This window comes from Arthrobacter sp. OV608, from assembly GCA_900110595.1.
Taxonomy (GTDB): Bacteria; Actinomycetota; Actinomycetes; order Actinomycetales; family Micrococcaceae; genus Arthrobacter.
The window spans coordinates 136,791-153,387 of the sequence record FOEZ01000002.1 but is presented as its reverse complement, the minus strand read 5'-3'; the positions used below and the strand labels follow the sequence as shown (position 1 = coordinate 153,387).

The following is a 16,597-nucleotide window of genomic DNA, read 5'->3' as shown; positions in this document are numbered from 1 at the left end:
GTTGGCTGCCTACTGTAAAGGCGGAGCCGGGATTGGTGCATCGGAGGACTGAGCAAGTAACCATGAAGTGAAGTTACTGCTGACATGTTGTGGGAACCATGTGCAGCCAGCCTTAGTGTTTCCCTCTTTCCCAAGGTGGCAGTTTCTTTAGCCAACCGGGGAGCACTCCGGGCGGCGTGCTCCCCGTCAGTCAGGCTTTGGTGGGCTCCTTGGTGGCGGCTTTCCGGGCGCCGGCCCGGAAGCGGTACAGCTTGTAGGCCAGCAAAGCGCAGGCTGCCAGCAGGCCCCCTGTGGTGAGGGCCAGCGCCGCGGTTCCGGGGCTGGAGGACAGGTAGTGGGCCAGCGCCGCCAGGGTGACCACCGGTGCCGTTCCGAACACTCCGCCGAACGGTGCAGCTCCTGCCGCCGGCAGCTGGTCCGTCCCGGCCTCCAGAGGCAATGCGTCCTGGTTGAAGGTGCGGCGGTCCTCCTCGGTGGCCCCGGGCACAACGGCATCACTCAATTCGGAGAATTCGGGAACACCGCCGTCGGCCGGTGCAACCTGGAACCTGTAGGGGGTACCGTTCTCCAGGCCGGGAACCACCACCCTGGTGGCACCGGGTTCGGCAGCCAGGATCTCGCCCACCTGGGTTCCCATCGAATCAACGGTTCGGACGAAGAAGCCGGCGGGTGCGGGATCGGCGGGTGCCGGATCCGCGGGCACCTGGTCTGCCGGTGCAGGAACGGTGGGTGCCTGGATAACGGGGGCCGGGTCCGCTGGCGCCGGGTCCACGGGTGCAGGACCGGGCGCAGGGTTGGCTGGTGCGGGGTCCACGGGCGCAGGACCGGGTGCGGGTTCCGTGTCCGGCGTCGGCGTAATGATTACCACCACCTCGCCGTCGCCCGGAATGACCTCGTCGATTCCGTCATCGACTTCTTCCTCGACGCCTGCATCCACACCGTCCTCAACTTCGTCCACCTCATCCTCGGCCTCCTCGCCGGGGTCGTCGCCTGCTGCAACGGTTCCGTCGCCAAAGACGAGCTGTTCGATGTTGGACAAGGTGTCCGTGCCATCCCCGCCGGTGATGTGCTGGACGGTGGTGACGGAGCCCGGGGAGCCCAGGGTGCCGTCGCCGCCGGTGGTGGTGACGGTGTAGTTGGCCTCGAAGTCCGAGAACACCGCGGCGTCGGTTCCTTCGCTGGAGCTGAGGATTTCCCGGACAACGATGATGTTGGCGGGGTCCACGGTGCCCGCGAACACGGCCTGCTGGAGCGTCGGTCCGGTTAGCGCGCCGTCGGAGGTGTGCTGGTACTGCGCGTTCATTCCCGTGGCGCTGCCGATTTCACTGGCTGCGTTGCTGGCATCCGCGCGGACGCTGAGCCGGACGCTGAGGTACCGGTCGCCGTCGATGATGTCATCGCCGCCGCGGCCCTCAAGGAGGTCGCTGCCGGCGCCGCCCAGGAGGATGTTGCCCTCACCCCAGACCGAGGGGCCGGCCAGCACGGGGCATTCCTTCGAGGCGGAGGCATTGACGACGTCGGCCAGGGGAGTGGGCAGCGACGGGATCAGCTCGCTGAGTCCCTTGATGCGGTCCACGCCGGCCTGGTCCAGCACGTCACAGCCGATGAAGCCTGCGCCACCCCTGGTTTTGGGAATGATGTCATCGCCCCTGAGCTTGTCGTCGAAAGGACCGCCGGAGAGCGCTTCCACCTCGTTGTACCTGTCCCGGACCCCCACCTGGAGGATGTCCAGCGGCGCTATGGGCAGGTCAAGGTCCGCGTCCTGCGGCTGGGGATCATGTTCGCCGCTCTCCCAGTCGTAGCCGGACGCACCAGCCACCTTTTCCACGCCGGGCCCGGCAATTCCGACGTCGTCCCCGCCTTCCATGTCGTAGTCGTCGTCGCCGCCCTGGCCCACCAGGATGTCGTTGCCGGGCTTCTCGGAATCGTCCAGGAAGAACAGGTTGCTGGAGTCGCCGATGAGTAGGTCGGGGCCGTCGCCGCCTTCCGCCCAGTCGTTGCCGCCGCCGCCGAACACGGCGTCCAGGCCTTCACCGGCGATCACGAAGTCGTCGTCTTCGCCGGCGAACGTTTCGTTCGAGTTCGCGCCGCCATTGATAAAGTCCCGCCCGTCTCCGCCCAGGAGCAGGTCCAGGCCGGGGCCGCCGTCGATTGCGTCATTGTCCGGGCCGCCCTTGAGGATGTCGTCGCCGTTCGAGTCGGTGATGACGTCATTGCCATCGCCGCCCAACACGGTGTCGGCGCCGTCGCCGCCTTCGATGACGTCGTTGCCCGCGCCGCCCCACATGGTGTCGTTGTCCACGCCGGCGTGGATGCGGTCTGCGTTGACCGATCCGTTGTAGACGGCCTGGCCGTTGATGCCGGCCGGGTCCACCGCGTTGGATGCGCGGTATTTGATGGTGCCGTCGGGCATGCGGATCAGCAGCGCGGACTCGTTGCACTCGGACTGGGGATCGTCCGCGACGGCGTTGCCGGCGGCCGCGAAGCCCGCGGGCGTTCCATTGAGGTTCTTCAGCTCAAACTTGCAGTCGGCAGTGGCGAAGGCATCGGCTTTCAGCGCCTGCGCGTTGGTGTTGCGCATCATCATTTCGGCGAAGGAGTTTCCTTCGAGCTGTGCCATCAGGTTCATGCCGGGCGTGCGCGCCAGGTAGTACAGCCGGTCACCGTTTTGCAGATCGGTCATCTGGCTCTCGAAGACATAGTTGAAGGTGCTGCCGAGCAGACCGCCGAACAGGTTGGTCCGTTCGGCCAGGCCGCCGATCCACAAATCCACGTCGTCGAGCCCGGTGATGGATGTAGTCCCCTTGTTGGCCCAGGCACCGGTGCTGTTCATGAAGTCCACCGCATCCTCGGGGGACACCTCGCCGGCCAGGGCGTCCGGGCTGACGATCAGCCGGGCTGCCGTGCGCCTGGCTTCCAGCGTGGTGGCTGCCAGGATGGAGGGGTGCTGGCCATAGGCGGCCACGAAGTTGACCAGGGACGCCGGGTGTTTGATGTTTTCGCCAAAATCGATCCAGTTGGCATACGGCTTGAGCTGGCTGTCGTTGGTGGCGCCGTGAAGTTCCCGGCGCAGCGCGTTCAGCGTGGGCAGCCCCTCTGACCGGGCACGCGTGAGGTTGATCGCGGCCAGGTCCATGGGCAGGCCCAGCAGTTTGTTGCGGAGCGTATCGGTGACGAACTCATCCAGTTCGCTGCCCACCTGGTCGGACATGCCCATGATGATGCTGCCTGCGGCCTCCTCGGAGGTGAGCGTCCCGGCTGGGCCGCCGTCGGTGTAGGCGGGCGGATTCAAGAACCCCTCGAGAAGGGAAATGTCATTCCGGGAGCCCCGGACGTCGTCGGACGTTCCAAACACCTTGTCAGCCCCCGGGCTGTCCTCGTTGCGGCGGGAAATGGTCTCCGTGAGCATTGAATGGCCAAAGCGGTACACCGCGTGGGCGAATTCGGCGCTGACGGCCGGGTTGATGTCCGTCTGCGCGAAGGCAAAGGGCTCAAAGGGGTTGATGCCGGGCTGGATCTTCCGTGCGAACTCCTCGAACACCAGGTGCTGGTACTCCATCTCCGTGATGAACCGTGCGGCCTGGAACAGCCGCTCGCCGTTCCAGCCCCCGGCGCCCGCCGCCAGCTTCCACTCGGCAAGGGCTGCGGTGCCCCTGGCCGAGGTGTCCTTGGCGAGGACCCGCTTGATGTCCCCCACCAGGCGGTCATGCTCGGAGTGGAACACCTGGTGGATGGCGGTCAGGCCGATGTTCTCGTTCACCCTGCCGTCGCCGGCGATGTAGTGCGCGTCCAGCATTTCGTCGTCATAGGTGCCCGGCGCCTGGCTGGCGAAGTCCGCGGAGGCGGCCTTGTCGCCGTCGGGGGTGGGCGCCGCCGGCGGGGTGGCCGGGTTGTGGTCGGAGTCCTGCGGGGACGGGTCCGCATTGTGGGCGATGTCCGTCAGGAACGGGGTGTTGAAGTACAGCACGTCCTGCGGGACCAGCGTTCCGCGGCCGTCATTCGCGGTGCGGTCCGCCTCCACCAGGCCCGACTTCGTGACGAACTGCGGGAGACCGTTTTTAGGGCCGGGGATGAACTTGCCGTAGGGATCGGCGGCGAGCATGGGGACGCTAAGGACGTCCTTGTCCAGCAGCTGTATTCCGAGCAGCTCCTGGGCCTGCCGTTTGGTATCGGCCCAGGTGGCCATGCCGCCTTCCGTGGGCGTGCCCGCCGGGCCGCCCAGCATCCTGCCTGTAGCCACCGGCCGGCCCGCGGAGTTGTTGACGTACTCGCGCAGGAATACGTGGTGGGAGGAGTGCGAGGCGTAGGTCTGGCTCTGGTCCACCCACGGCGAGTTGGTGTTCAGCGCGTCCTGTACATCGTCAGCGGTTCCCACGACGCCGTCCTGGCCCGGTTGGTTCTGGCCCCGGGTCAGCACCATAAAACGCATGTGCGGGTTGAGGTCATCGGCGTTGCCGAAGACGTGGTCCGGGCCTGCGATCAGCGGGTCATCGGCCTTGAGCGGAACGTAGACGGTGCCTCCGCCTTTGACTGTCTGGTCGATGCCGTGGTCGAAGAACTGCCCGAACAGGGTGAAGAGGGAGTTGTAGGGCGGGGAGAGGCCGACGTCGGTGGTGACGTTGGGGATGAACAGCGTGTTGTGCGAGGGGACGCAGCCGTCCGGTGCGGCTTTCACCGGGGGATCGGCGTCCGGATCGGGGTCCGTGGTGCAGGGCACCACGCCCTCGTTGCCCTGGCTTCGCGCGGGGAACCCGGCGGCCGTCACAGCTGCGGGGTTGGTGGAGGTCTGGTCCGCGATGAGGTTGCTGATGGTGCGTGGCCGCGAATCGAAGACACTGCCGGATTTCTGGGTGTAGCCCGTTGCCATGGGTGGTCCGCCGAAGGAGCCACTTTCTGCGGCGCCGAAGGACTTGGAGCCCAGGCGCGGGAACACCTGGTCCGAGGCGCCAAAGTTTTCCTGGCCGGGCTGGAGATTGTTGCAGCTGCCATCCACCGTGCGGAGGCCGTGGGACAGCAGGGGGCTGGCCAGCTGGTTGGGGCCGGTTCCCACCAGGGCACCGCAAGGCCCTGTTGCGGAGGTGGTGTTGGCAACGTGGGCTTCAGCGATCTTGATCTGCTTCAGGATGAAGGACAAGTCGGCAGGTGTGATGGTGAAGCCCGCGCCCGGTGGGGCTTGCACGGCGTTGGCAGGGAGGGGCGGCAGGCCCGTGGAGGCCGCCAAAGCCAGCGCTCCGGAAGCCGCCAGGAACCGCAGGCGTGCGGTCGCGGTCCTGTGGTTTGGCCTGTGGTGTGGCATGGACGGTGACTGGCGCGTTAAAGCCTTCATCCTCAATCGGTTCCCCCCGTAGGGCCGGCTCCCCAGTAGAGCCGGCGAAACAAGGCCATGGTGTTATGGCCTTCTAGGGAAAACCTTGTGCCGGGAGGTCAGGTGCTGGCAGTCGCTGCCCTAATCGTCATCCCCTTCCCGAAGACCACCCTTGTCGTCGCCGGCGTCATGGTTGGGGCCGTCGTCCGAAACGCCTGCGTCCCTGAGCCCGCCTTTATCGTCGCCGAGGTCGTGGGTGACGGGGTCGTCGGTGACGCCAGGTGCCCTGAGCCCGCCCTTGTCGTCGCCGAGGTCGTGGGTGACGGGGTCGTCCGAGACGCCGGGTGCCCGGAGGCCGCCTTTGTCATCGACGACGACGGGTGGAACAGTCTGCGGTTCGGCCGGCACGAGCTGCGTTTGACCGGCCACAGGCTCGGGAACCGCTGTGATGCTGGCGCTGGGGGTTGGGGCTGGCAACTGCGCCGGCCGGTCCTCGGGTTTGGGCTTGTCGTCGCCGGACTTCAGGTCCGCGACCACCACGCCCGGCGACACAGCCGGGGGCGGGCCTGCGTTGGCCTGGGTCCAGACCGTGAGACTCGCCGCGCCCATAACAGCTGCAGCAACGGGAAGATACCAGAACTTCTTCATCAGTTCGCCTTTCTTGGTGGTGTATCCGCTTTTGGTTGTGCATCCACTGTGCCCGGGGCCCGTGAGAGGTGGATGAGACGTTTATGAGAGACTTCTCATCCAGCCGAAGATGCCTGCGAAGGGGAAGCAGGGACAGCTACAAAGCGGTATCCCGCACCGCGGACGGACAGGAATTTTTCCGGGCCAAGCTTGTTGCGCAGGTACCCCACGTAGACGTCCACCACGTTGGAGGACCCGTCAAAGTCGTATCCCCATACCCGGCTGAGCAGCTGTTCCCGGGTGAGCAGTTTGCCCTCGTTCTCCACAAATGCCCGGGCCATGGCGAATTCCCTGGCGGACAGCGGCACTGTCCGGCCCCGCACGGTTGCGCAGCGGAGGTCGACATCGAGGCTGATGTCCCCGCGTACCGGGACCGGCGGCGCCTGCACGCCCGCGCCGTCACGCAGCCTCAGGCGGATCCGCGAAAGAAGCTCCTCGAAGCGGAAGGGTTTGGTCATGTAGTCGTCCGCACCGCCGTCGAGCGCCCCAAGGGTGTCCTGGAGTGAGTCCTTGGCCGTCAGCACTATCACTGGAACCTCGCAGCGCATTGACCGCAATGCCGCAAGCACAGCCAGCCCGTCCATCCTGGGCATGCCGATATCCAAAATGAGCAGGTCGAACTCCCCGGAGCTGCCGTAGTCCAGCGCCCGGATGCCGTCCTCCACGGAAGTGGTGGTGAAACCTGCGGCCGTGAGGCCCTTGGTGATGAAGCTCGCGATCCGCGGTTCGTCGTCGGCGATCAGGATCCTTGGCATGTCATTCCTCCTGGCAGTGAAAGGACAAACCGGCTGCCCTCGTTGATCCGTGAAGTAACCCGCAGTGCGCCGCTGTGTGCTTCGGCGATGGCCTTGACGATGGGCAGGCCCAGCCCCGATCCTTCCGTGCCGCGGGAAACTCCCGCCCTGGCGAAGCGGTCGAAGATCCGTTCCTGGTCCGCTGCGCTGATGCCGCACCCTGTGTCTGCCACCCAGATGTCCAGACCCGCTCCGGAAGATCCGGGTTGTCCCGGCAGTGCCGTGCCGTCCCGCGTTCCGGTCCATGCTGCACCAAGGGAAATCACATCGTGCGGCCGCGTTGACTGCACAGCATTCGCTGCCAGCTGTTCCACCGCCTGGGTGAGGCGGTGTCGGTCTGCGCGGATGCGGCCCCCGGGCATGGCGTCGATCCGCCACTGCCGGTCAGCCAGCACCTTGATCCTGTTCATCGCAGCCTGCAGGAAGGAATCGACGTCGATAAAGTCCGGCCGGAGGAAATCCGGACGCCCGCTGCGCGCGAGCAGGAGGAGCTCATCCACCAGGGATTGCATTCTGTCCAGTTCTTCCAGGAGCAGGACCTGGGTTTCGGCGACGTCCTGCGGGTCTGCCGCCGAAAGCAGCTGGAGGTGGCCGCCGATGATGGTCAGGGGTGTACGAAGTTCATGGCTGGCATCATCCACAAACCGGCGCTGGTCGGCGATGCCGGTTTCCAGCCTGTCGAGCATGCGGTTGAAGTCGGTGGCCAGTTGCGAGACGTCGTCGTCTCCGGGCGGTACCTGGACCCTGCTGCTCAGATCGTCAAAGGTGATGGATCCAGTGGCTTGGCGCAGGCGCCGGACGGGAACAAACAACCGTCCCGTGACGATGTAGCCCACGGCGCCGGCCAGCAGCAGCGTGGCCAGCGAGACCAGCGCGAAAGTCCCGAAGGACCCGATGGCCTTCTCCCGCTGCCGCCCAATCTCATTCGCTGCCACCAAAAGCCCGCCGGCCGTTCCGTCACCGAGCGATACTGAGGTGATGGCCAGGCGTACCTGCCGGCCGTCCAGGGTCATGTCATGGAACACGGTGCGGCCTTCCCGCTGCTCCGCGCGGACAGTCTTCAGCACTGCGGAAGCCGCGAGGTCTGTTGGCTGGCCTCCCGCAGGCAGGAATGTATTGCCGCCGTTGATGGTGGCCATCACGGAGTCATACCGGCCCGGGGTGTCACCCTGGAGGAAAACGGTAAACAGTACTTCCAGGGAGCTGAAGGGGCCTCCGCCCGGAACACCCTGTTCCGCGATGTTCTGGAGCCGCTCAGACTGGAGCAGGAGATCCTCGCTGACCCGGCTGTTGAGGCTGCGCAGGTCAAGGGCAAGCGTGGTGATGCCGGCAACCAGCAGGCCCGCCGCCAGGAAAGCCAAGACAGTGGCAAGAACGCGAAAGCGGACAGTACGCAGTCCTGCGCGCAGCCGCTGCCAACCGCCGGCCAGTGACAGATTGCCCATCATCGAAGGGAGATTGAGGAAAGCCCTGGTGGATACGTTCATCTGGATTCCCCTCCCATCGGCGCCGGCACCAGAGCTGTCGTCACAAACCGCCAGTGTGCCCATACAAGGAAAAATAGGGTAGGCCGGTTGGGGAAAGCTTTGGCTCTGCCCATCGCGCTCCCAAGAGGCTACCTAGGTTTTTCCCAACATCCCCACGAGCATCAAATCGTTGGTCTAACCAGCGGAAACGCTTCCCCGCCGGTTTCTTCCTTCAGGTCACGCCGTGGGGTGGCAAAACCGGCTGTGCGTAGGGGCCTCAAAACCCAAGTATGGGTACTCCAAGAACTGAGTACTCAACACTGTTGTCCGGGTGTTGCCCACCCTTTTCAATGGGACTCACGCATTGACCTATTTGTATTTGGGGGAGACCTTCGTGATTACTCTGGAACTGGCGAAGAGAGCGGCCGATGCCCGTACCCTTTCTATAGCCCCGCTTTCTGCAGTGTCGCCGCAGATGCCGGCGCTTCAGATTTCGGTTTTCGGCCCGCTGACGATCCGCTGTGGGGGCAAGGAACTCACTGCCAAGGACCTCGGCGGACCCAAGCCCCGTCAGGTGCTCGAAATCCTCTTGTTGAGCTTTGGCACGGCCGTGTCCAAGACCCGCATTATGGATTTGCTCTGGGACGGCAATCATCCCGCTGTTGCACTGCCAACCCTCGAAAGCTACGTCAGCGTGCTTCGACGCCACCTGCAGCCCGGCGCCGGCCGGACGGGCCCCCTGCGGACAGTCACAGGCGGCTACGCCATCGACCGCTCGCTCGTGGAACTGGATCTGGACCGCTTTGAGACTCTGACAAAAATGGCCAGCCAGGCCGAACCGCGCGAGGCGCTCGCCTTGCTCACCAATGCACTTGAGCTGGCTTCGGCTCCGCTGCTCGGGGACGAACTGCTGCCGGCCTGGGCCGAGCAAGAGCGGGCCTTGCATGCGGACCAGGTTAACGTTGCCCGCGTGCTGGCTGCAGAAGCGGCTCTTACTGTCGGTGACGTTGCCAAGGCGATGACCTTCAGCAACGCGGCGGTGAAGGAAGATCCCCTCAACGAGCGGGCATGGACGGCCCTGGTTCTTGGACTGGAACGCAATGGGGAGAACACCGAAGCCCTGCGGACGTACGACCGCTGCCGGAGGGTCATGGATGAGGAACTGGGCTGCGCTCCCGGTCCGCTGCTGAGGGATGCACAAGCCAGGCTCCTGTCAAACACCGCGGCAGCGTCAGGACCGGCGGAAGTCCCCGGCCCCATTCATGTGGTCAAGGAAAGCCGCCACCCTGCCCCCGCATCCGCCCGGCAGGAAACGGAACGCATGCGGATCCTGATCGCTGACGATCACACCACGTTTTCGGACCTGCTGGCCGGAGCGCTGGACCGGGAGCCGGACCTCGCGAGTGTGGGAGCGGCCAAGTCAGTGGCATCAGCGGTGAGCATGTTCCATGAACTGCAGCCCGACGTCGTCATTATGGACCTGCACCTGGCTGACGGTTCGGGGCTTACGGCGTCCGAACGCATTCTCGCTGAAGCCCCCGACGCCAGGATCGTCATGCTGACAGGCAACCCGTCACAGGAAGCCCTGCGTGAGGCCGCCGGCATGGGGGTGTGTGCATTCCTTCCGAAGGACGGCGCCCTGGCAATCATGCTGGACACCTTGAGGCACGCCCGTCCCGGCAACCTGATTGTGCACCCGTCCCTCCTTGCCGGCTTGGGCAGCATGGGGGCGCAGGCACCGGGACTTTCGGCGTAGCCCAGCAGGCCCGCCATGCCAGGACAAAACTCCGGGGAGGCCTCTCCGGCCCGCATTGGTGCTGGAAGCGCCGAGCGGCGTGAGGTCAGGGCTGCTGTTGCGCGTTTTCTTACCGCAGGCTTCATAGCACTTGTCCTCGTAGCCACCCCCGTTGCCTTCTGGATCCGGGCCGCTGCCGAAAGGCACGCTTTGGACAACGCCAGGGACGTCACCCAGCGTTTGGCCGACCGGGTGGTGGGGCCCTTGATAACGGACCAGCTCATTGCCCATGATCCTGCCGCACTGCAACTGCTGGATCAGCGGCTCGAGCCGTGGCTGGCGGAGAGCGGCGTAACGAGGATCAAGGTGTGGGACGAGCACGGCAGAGTGGTCTATTCGGATGCTGAGTCCCTCATAGGGCAGCAGTTTGAACACGAGGAATGGGCCCGCTTGCTCCTGGATGGAGGCCCGGCGACGGCTACCCTGGAACCCCAGACGGCGGACGAGAACGAGTTCGAGGCAGGTGCCGGCGAGTTGGTGGAAGTCTACGCGCGGTCCGCATCGCTGAGCGGCGCCCCGATGATCTTCGAAACCTACTCCTCCGGTGCCGGTGTTCGGCGTGAACAGCAGGCCGTCCTGATGGGGATGATCCCACCGATGCTCTTGTCATTGGCCATCCTCCAGGTGGCGCAGCTGATCCCGGCAGTGCGGCTGGCCCGCAGGATTCAGGTCCACCAGGCCGCACGCAACTCCATGCTGCATCTTGCGATCGAAGCATCGGACCACGAGCGCCGGCAGATCGCCAGCGAACTTCATGACGAGGTGATCCAGGACTTGTCCGGGCTCGCGTATGCATTGGAATCGGTGGAGGGACGCGGCCCGGCTGAGCAAGGTCCCGTGTTCTCAAAAGCGCGCACCATGCTGCAGGAGAACATCCGCACCCTCCGTGCCATGACCAGTGAGCTCTATCCTCCGGACCTCGATGAGCTCGGGCTGAAGGCATCCCTCACGAGGCTGGAGGCGCCCCTCGTGGAGCGCGGCATCAGGCTGACCGTTGATATCCCGGACAAGCTTGTCCTGGACCGGGACCGAGCCGTGCTTGTGTACCGGGTGGCGCGTGAGGCCCTGGTTAACGCGGCCAAACATTCTTCGGCGAAGTCCGTGACGATCCGGATCCGGCAGGCCGGCCAGATCACCCAGATCACGGTTTCGGACAACGGCTGTGGCTTCAACCCGAGCGTGCCCCGGCCCGAAGGCCACTTTGGCTTGCGGATCTTGGGGGACACCATCCAGCAGGCCGGAGGCGCCCTCGAAGTCCGCTCCACACCAGGGGTGGGAACCATCCTTACGGCCACCTTCGGCGTCGCCTCGCCCGCCCCCCGTTTCGCTGGCCTGCGAAGCCCTGCTGCGGTTCCTGGATGCGAACCCACGCGGATTCGATCAGGTGGAGCTGACCAGCAGCGGCGCGTGCCGTCGTCGTAATGTGCCGGCTAGAGCCCGCGCGACAGCAAAACGGCCGCGCTTCATTCCTTGAAATGCGTTGAGGGCAGGCCGCCCGGCAGTTCCCGCAGCATGGTTTCCGCTACGACGCGGGCTTTGACGTTCCGGTGGCTGGAGGCTTGGGCAAGGATGTGGAAAGCGTCGTCGTAGGAGCACCGGTTTTGTCCCATGATCACCCCGCAGGCGACGTCGATGGAGGTACGGCCCTGCAGGGCCGCCTCGAGTTGTTCGGCCCTGGCCAGTGCTGCCCGCAACTCAGCTGCCGAAAGGTAGCTGCCTGCTGCCAGTTTGCTGAAGGCGCCGGCCGCGACAATAACGCCGGGAGTGAAGGCATTGTCCTGCGGGGCCAGGAGCGTCAGGGTTGCCAGGCTGTCCGCGTGAAGCTGCAGCGGCACGGACAAGAGCGACCTGTAGCCGGCCTCGCCCAGAGGGCGCCAAAACGAAGGCCACCGGGGATCGGCCGAGTAGCTATTGGCCATGAGCGCCAGATGCCCGGCGAGGGCGTGGGATACCGGTCCGTCCCCGCGGCTTTGATCGGATTGTGCCAGGAAGGTGGCGCCGCTGCTGGTGCCTGCCGTCAAGGCCGGGTGGCGTGGGCGTACCAGTGTCACGGCACAGTCCAGGGTGCATCCGGCCAGCTCCGACAGGGCGGATGTTGCGGCCAGGCCGAGGAGTTGCAGGAGGGCCTCGTCAGTGTTGGCACGCAGGTCCAAAAGAACGCCGAGCCTGGGCGGGGCCGCTGACCGGCTGTGGAACCGCGCCGTTCCGTTGCTGCCGTCACCGGCCCCCGCTAAGTGGGGCGCCCGCTTCAGGCGCAGCTCAATTCCCACAACCTGCTCCCGTCAGCAGCGGTCCCCGAGGATATCTCTTGCTGCACGATACGGGGTGGGGGAGAGGGAACGCCCGAGTAACCGGTACTCGACTTTTCAGCAGGGCATTACTGCGGTGGCCTGGGGCCGGTACATGTGCGCCGGCTCAGGACTGGCCGGCGAGCGTGAGGGTAATGAGGACAATGTTCAGGCCCACGATCAGCGTGGCGCTGGTCCACCCGGCGATCTTCAGGGCTTTGGAGTCCGTATGGATGCCCATGACCTCCCGTTTGCCGGTCAAACGGATCAGCGGGATCAAGGCAAACGGGATACCGAAGCTGAGCAGCACCTGGCTGAGCACCAAAGCAAGGGTGGGCTCAATCCCGGCCCCCAGGATGATCAAGGCCGGAATCAGCGTGATGATACGGCGGGTGAGCAGGGGGATGCGGACCTTCAGCAGCCCGCCCATGATGGTGGCACCCGCGTAGCAGCCCACGGACGTCGAGGCCAGGCCCGAGGCCAGGAGGCCGATGGCGAAAATGATACCGACGGCGGGGCCAAGCGCGGACGTGACAGCAGCGTGGGCGCCGGCGATGGTGTCGGTTCCCTCGATGCCGCGCAGGCTGGACGCGGCCAGCAGCAGCATCGAAATGTTCACCACCCCCGCCAGCAGCAGGGCACCGACCACGTCGAACCGGGTGGCACGGATCAGCCGTGTCCGGACGGCGGCGTCTTCTGAGAAACCGTGCCGGTCCCGGGCCAGGGCGGAGTGCAGGTAGATCGCGTGCGGCATAACGGTGGCGCCGAGCATGCTGGCCGCGAGCAGGACGGTGTCAGTACCTTCAAAACGGGGCAGCAGACCGCCCAAAGCACTTCCGCCGTCGGGCGGGTTGACGAACAGTCCGGTCATGAATCCGACGGCGATGACGCCCAACAGCACCAGGATTGCGTACTCGAAGGACCGCTGGCCCCGCTGGGACTGGAGCGCCAGCAGCAGCATCGATGCCACGCCGATGATCACCCCGCCGGCCAGCAGGGGCAGTCCGAACAACAGGTTCAAAGCTACGGCGCCGCCGATGACCTCGGCCATGTCGGTAGCACCGGCAACGATTTCGGCCTGCACCCAGTACAGGCGCCGACGCTTGGTGCCCAGCCGCTTGCCCATGATTTCCGGAAGGCTCATGCCCGTGGCCAGGCCCAGCTTGGCCGACTGGTATTGGACGAGGACTGCCATGGCGTTGGCCACCACCAGGACCCACACCAGCAGGTAACCGTAGTTGGCTCCAGCGGTGAGGTTCGCAGCGACGTTTCCGGGATCCACGTATGCGATCGCGGCGACGAAGGCAGGGCCAAGCAGCAGGAGCCGGGACCACACCTTGCGGGGTGCGGGGCGGAGTTCAAGAGTGGGTGCGGCCATGGGCAATCCTCATCATCGGGGCGTTCTGATACGAGGATAACCGAAAGTTAGGCATACCGAAAAGTAGTTTTTAGGAGGTCCGACTTGGCGGGCTGCGATGTCCGGGCTGTCTCGATACAGCATTGCGTGAATACAGCCGTTGCTGTACTTTGGCGGCATGGAAGCACTCACGCAGGCGCCCGTATTGGCCCGCTTCGGGTATGCGGTCTCGGACCCTACCCGCGCGCGGGTTCTCTTGGCACTCTCCGGTGCCCCGGCTTACCCCTCCGATTTGGCTGATTCCCTGGGCGTCTCCCGGCAGAGCATGTCCAATCACCTGACCTGCCTGCGCGGCTGCGGCCTGGTGGTGGCCGTTCCTGACGGGCGTCGGACCCGGTATGAGCTTGCCGACCCGCGGTTGGGTCACGCGATCAGCGACCTGATCGGTGTTGTCCTGGCCGTCGATCCTGCCTGCTGCGCCCCGGACGGGAAGTGCTTCGCATGACCGCGCTGCCGGCAGCCCCCACCGTGGAACGCCGCACCGTCCTGAACCGCCGGATCCGGCTGTTCGCCGCCGCAACCATCACCTACAACGTCATTGAAGCGGTGGTGGCACTCTGGGCCGGCAACGTGGCTGATTCTTCCGCGTTGATCGGGTTCGGGCTGGACTCGATCATTGAGGTCAGTTCCGCACTGGCTCTGTCGTGGCAGTTCTCGTCCAAGGATCCGGAACGCCGTGAGCACCTGACGCTGCGCATCATCGCCATCTCGTTCTTCGCCCTGGCCGCTTTCGTGGCCACGGACGCCGTACGCGCCCTGACCGGAGGGGAAGAGGCCCAGCACTCCACTCCCGGTATTGTCATCGCCGCGTTGAGCCTGGCCATCATGCCCCTGCTGTCCTGGGCGCAGCGCCGCGCGGGCCGTGAACTGGGCTCAAGGACAGCCGTGGCCGATTCCAAACAGACCCTGTTGTGCACCTACCTTTCCGCCGTCCTGCTGATCGGCCTGGTCCTGAACGGCACCCTGGGGTGGTGGTGGGCCGATGCCGGCGCCGCCTTGGTTATTGCCGGAATCGCGGTCCGTGAAGGTATCAGCGCGTGGCGGGGTGAGGCGTGTTGTGCAGTTCCCCACGCCAGCGACGCGAGCGGTCACGGCGAAGCCGGCGATGACTGCTGTGCACCAGCAGCCCCACAGGCCCCCGCCGCGGCGGAAACTCCGGTTGTTGGAGAACAGGAAGATGCCTGCTGCCCCGGCTGCCGGGCCGCTGCCGGGCCGGCGCCGGTGAGCCTGACCCTCGGGACGAAGCCGGCTGATCGATGAGCGCTGTTTCCACCGCACGGAACGTCCGCATTGCCATCTGGACCATCCTCGCGGCGCTCGTCGCTGCTGGCCTGGTCTGGTACGCCGTCTCCGCTGCCAACAAACCGTCTCCCGCTGCGCTGCCGGCCGCCGACGCGCAACTGGTCCGGGAGGACAGCCACCGCGTCACGAATCCCGTCACTGAAAAAGCCCAACTGGTGGAGTTCCTGGACTTCGAATGCGAATCCTGCCGTGCCGCCGAGCCGCTCGTCCAGGAGCTCAAGGCGGAGTACGGAGACAGGATTACGTTCATTCACCGGTACTTCCCGCTGCTCGGCCACGCGAACTCCGGAGTAGCCGCACTCGCCGTCGAGGCGGCCGCCCAGCAGGGCAGGTACGACGCCATGGCAGCCAGGCTTTTCGAGACCCAGCCGCAGTGGGGCGACAAGCAGGACTCCCAGGCCGCCCTGTTCAGGACATTCGCCGAAGAGATCGGCCTGGACATGGGGAAATTTGACGCCGCCGTAGCTGCCGAGGAATCCAAGGAGCGGATCCGCAGGGACATCGCCGACGGAAAAAGCCTGGGCGTAAGCGGGACCCCCACCTTCTTCCTTGACGGACAGAAGCTCACGCTGAACAGCGAGGCCCAGTTCCGCCAACTGCTCGACGACGCCGCACGCTAGTCTTTGCCTGGCCCCGGCGGAAGCGGGATCTTCAGGCCCTGCCAAGATTGGTCCGTGAGTATTTCAAAATCTGTCCTCTTGTTCATCCTGGCTGCGGCGGCCGAAATCGGCGGTGCCTGGCTCGTGTGGCAGTCCGTCCGCGAGGGCAGGCAATGGTGGTGGGCAGGCCTTGGCGTGGTGGCCCTGGGCATCTACGGCTTCGTGGCCACGCTCCAACCGGACGCTCACTTCGGCCGGATCCTGGCAGCCTACGGAGGCGTGTTTGTCGCCGGATCCCTGGCCTGGGGCATGGTTTTCGACGGCTTCCGCCCGGACCGCTGGGATATCGCGGGATCAGTGATCTGCCTGCTGGGAGTCGCGGTCATCATGTTCGCGCCCCGCAGCGCAGGCTGAACTGACACCCGCCCCGTCAGCCTGTCCGGCAGGTTCAGGCAGTGGGGGAGCGGCGTTCAATCAGGATTGTGTCCCGCCATTGCCCGCTCAGGGGCCCGTGTCCCATGTGCGCAATACGTTGACGGCGTCCCACAATGACGTAGCCGTTGGCGAGATGGAGTTTGAGGCTTGCTTCATTCTCGGGGAAAACGCTGGCCTGGATGGTCCAGATCCCATCCGCTTCGGTTGATGCGGCCAGAGCCTGCAGCAGGGCTGTGCCCACGCCGAGGCCACGTGCTTCGCCTGCAACATACACGGAGTGTTCGACGACTCCGGAGTAAACGGGACGTGCCGACACGGGGGAGACGGCCGCCCAGCCAACGATCCAGCCAGCCGCAGTTTCCGCGACGAGCCGGTGGCCGGGAAGCCGGGAAACGTTGAACCTGTCCCAGTCGGGCGCCTCGGATTCGAATGTGGCGTGGCCGGTATCGATCCCTTCCTGGTAAATGCTTCGGACCGCCGGCCAATCCTCCGGGCGCATGGAGCGGATC

13 protein-coding genes are annotated in these 16,597 nt (G+C 65.5%); 6 read left to right on the top strand and 7 right to left on the bottom strand.

Annotated elements, in window-relative coordinates; genetic code table 11:
- Positions 1-190 precede the first annotated feature (190 nt).
- From BMX78_RS03480 to BMX78_RS03465, 4 genes are all read right to left on the bottom strand, one after another.
- On the bottom strand, positions 191-5,296 hold the full coding sequence (locus BMX78_RS03480; RefSeq protein ID WP_091416434.1) for a peroxidase family protein: 5,106 nt from the start codon (positions 5,294-5,296) through the stop codon (positions 191-193).
- Between the two features lie 150 nt (positions 5,297-5,446).
- Positions 5,447-5,953 carry a hypothetical protein gene (locus BMX78_RS03475; RefSeq protein ID WP_091416433.1) on the bottom strand — a complete coding sequence of 169 codons (507 nt, stop codon included), beginning with the start codon at positions 5,951-5,953 and terminating at the stop codon, positions 5,447-5,449.
- A 95-nt stretch (positions 5,954-6,048) separates the two neighbouring features.
- Positions 6,049-6,747, bottom strand: a complete 699-nt coding sequence (locus BMX78_RS03470) for a response regulator transcription factor (protein ID WP_091416430.1) — start codon at positions 6,745-6,747, stop codon at positions 6,049-6,051.
- On the bottom strand, positions 6,732-8,273 hold the full coding sequence (locus tag BMX78_RS03465; RefSeq protein WP_091416427.1) for a sensor histidine kinase: 1,542 nt from the start codon (positions 8,271-8,273) through the stop codon (positions 6,732-6,734). Before BMX78_RS03465 ends, BMX78_RS03470 begins: the two co-directional genes overlap by 16 nt.
- Before the next feature lie 454 nt (positions 8,274-8,727).
- On the opposite strand from BMX78_RS03465, the gene BMX78_RS03460 reads away from it, so the two are divergent.
- A complete protein-coding gene (locus BMX78_RS03460) occupies positions 8,728-10,008 on the top strand; it encodes a BTAD domain-containing putative transcriptional regulator (protein ID WP_091416424.1) in 1,281 nt (426 codons plus the stop codon).
- Positions 10,009-10,023: 15 nt separating this feature from the next.
- Entirely contained in the window at positions 10,024-11,469 is a 1,446-nt protein-coding gene (locus BMX78_RS03455; protein WP_091416422.1) for a sensor histidine kinase, read from the top strand.
- Positions 11,470-11,510: 41 nt separating this feature from the next.
- On the opposite strand, the gene BMX78_RS03450 is transcribed toward BMX78_RS03455, so the two are convergent.
- Both BMX78_RS03450 and BMX78_RS03445 read right to left on the bottom strand, forming a co-directional pair.
- Positions 11,511-12,317 (bottom strand): GAF and ANTAR domain-containing protein, encoded by an 807-nt coding sequence (locus tag BMX78_RS03450; protein WP_091416420.1) that lies wholly within the window; start codon positions 12,315-12,317, stop codon positions 11,511-11,513.
- A gap of 145 nt (positions 12,318-12,462) precedes the next feature.
- Positions 12,463-13,713, bottom strand: a complete 1,251-nt coding sequence (locus tag BMX78_RS03445; RefSeq protein ID WP_091416417.1) for an Nramp family divalent metal transporter — start codon at positions 13,711-13,713, stop codon at positions 12,463-12,465.
- 157 nt (positions 13,714-13,870) lie between these two features.
- Between BMX78_RS03445 and BMX78_RS03440 the strand changes: the two genes are divergently transcribed.
- From BMX78_RS03440 to BMX78_RS03425, 4 genes are read left to right on the top strand one after another with little or no spacing between them, the layout of a single operon-like run.
- A complete protein-coding gene (locus tag BMX78_RS03440; RefSeq protein ID WP_091417072.1) occupies positions 13,871-14,197 on the top strand; it encodes an ArsR/SmtB family transcription factor in 327 nt (108 codons plus the stop codon).
- Positions 14,194-15,012: a cation diffusion facilitator family transporter gene (locus BMX78_RS03435; RefSeq protein ID WP_091416414.1), complete on the top strand. Its 819-nt coding sequence runs from the start codon at positions 14,194-14,196 to the stop codon at positions 15,010-15,012. Before BMX78_RS03440 ends, BMX78_RS03435 begins: the two co-directional genes overlap by 4 nt.
- On the top strand, positions 15,009-15,674 hold the full coding sequence (locus BMX78_RS03430; RefSeq protein ID WP_091416411.1) for a DsbA family protein: 666 nt from the start codon (positions 15,009-15,011) through the stop codon (positions 15,672-15,674). The genes BMX78_RS03435 and BMX78_RS03430 overlap by 4 nt, the downstream gene beginning before the upstream one ends.
- Before the next feature lie 54 nt (positions 15,675-15,728).
- Positions 15,729-16,067: a YnfA family protein gene (locus BMX78_RS03425; protein ID WP_091416408.1), complete on the top strand. Its 339-nt coding sequence runs from the start codon at positions 15,729-15,731 to the stop codon at positions 16,065-16,067.
- Between the two features lie 34 nt (positions 16,068-16,101).
- On the opposite strand, the gene BMX78_RS03420 is transcribed toward BMX78_RS03425, so the two are convergent.
- Positions 16,102-16,587 (bottom strand): GNAT family N-acetyltransferase, encoded by a 486-nt coding sequence (locus BMX78_RS03420; RefSeq protein WP_091417070.1) that lies wholly within the window; start codon positions 16,585-16,587, stop codon positions 16,102-16,104.
- Between the last annotated feature and the right edge of the window lie 10 nt (positions 16,588-16,597).

Excerpts from the sequence above, each read along its gene's own strand:
- BMX78_RS03480 (WP_091416434.1), bottom strand. The coding sequence starts at position 5,296 with ATGCCACACCACAGGCCAAACCACAGGACCGCGACCGCACGCCTGCGG.
- BMX78_RS03475 (WP_091416433.1), bottom strand. The coding sequence starts at position 5,953 with ATGAAGAAGTTCTGGTATCTTCCCGTTGCTGCAGCTGTTATGGGCGCG.
- BMX78_RS03470 (WP_091416430.1), bottom strand. The coding sequence starts at position 6,747 with ATGCCAAGGATCCTGATCGCCGACGACGAACCGCGGATCGCGAGCTTC.
- BMX78_RS03465 (WP_091416427.1), bottom strand. The coding sequence starts at position 8,273 with ATGAACGTATCCACCAGGGCTTTCCTCAATCTCCCTTCGATGATGGGC.
- BMX78_RS03460 (WP_091416424.1), top strand. The coding sequence starts at position 8,728 with ATGCCGGCGCTTCAGATTTCGGTTTTCGGCCCGCTGACGATCCGCTGT.
- BMX78_RS03455 (WP_091416422.1), top strand. The coding sequence starts at position 10,024 with ATGCCAGGACAAAACTCCGGGGAGGCCTCTCCGGCCCGCATTGGTGCT.
- BMX78_RS03445 (WP_091416417.1), bottom strand. The coding sequence starts at position 13,713 with ATGGCCGCACCCACTCTTGAACTCCGCCCCGCACCCCGCAAGGTGTGG.
- BMX78_RS03440 (WP_091417072.1), top strand. The coding sequence starts at position 13,871 with ATGGAAGCACTCACGCAGGCGCCCGTATTGGCCCGCTTCGGGTATGCG.
- BMX78_RS03435 (WP_091416414.1), top strand. The coding sequence starts at position 14,194 with ATGACCGCGCTGCCGGCAGCCCCCACCGTGGAACGCCGCACCGTCCTG.
- BMX78_RS03430 (WP_091416411.1), top strand. The coding sequence starts at position 15,009 with ATGAGCGCTGTTTCCACCGCACGGAACGTCCGCATTGCCATCTGGACC.
- BMX78_RS03420 (WP_091417070.1), bottom strand. The coding sequence starts at position 16,587 with ATGCGCCCGGAGGATTGGCCGGCGGTCCGAAGCATTTACCAGGAAGGG.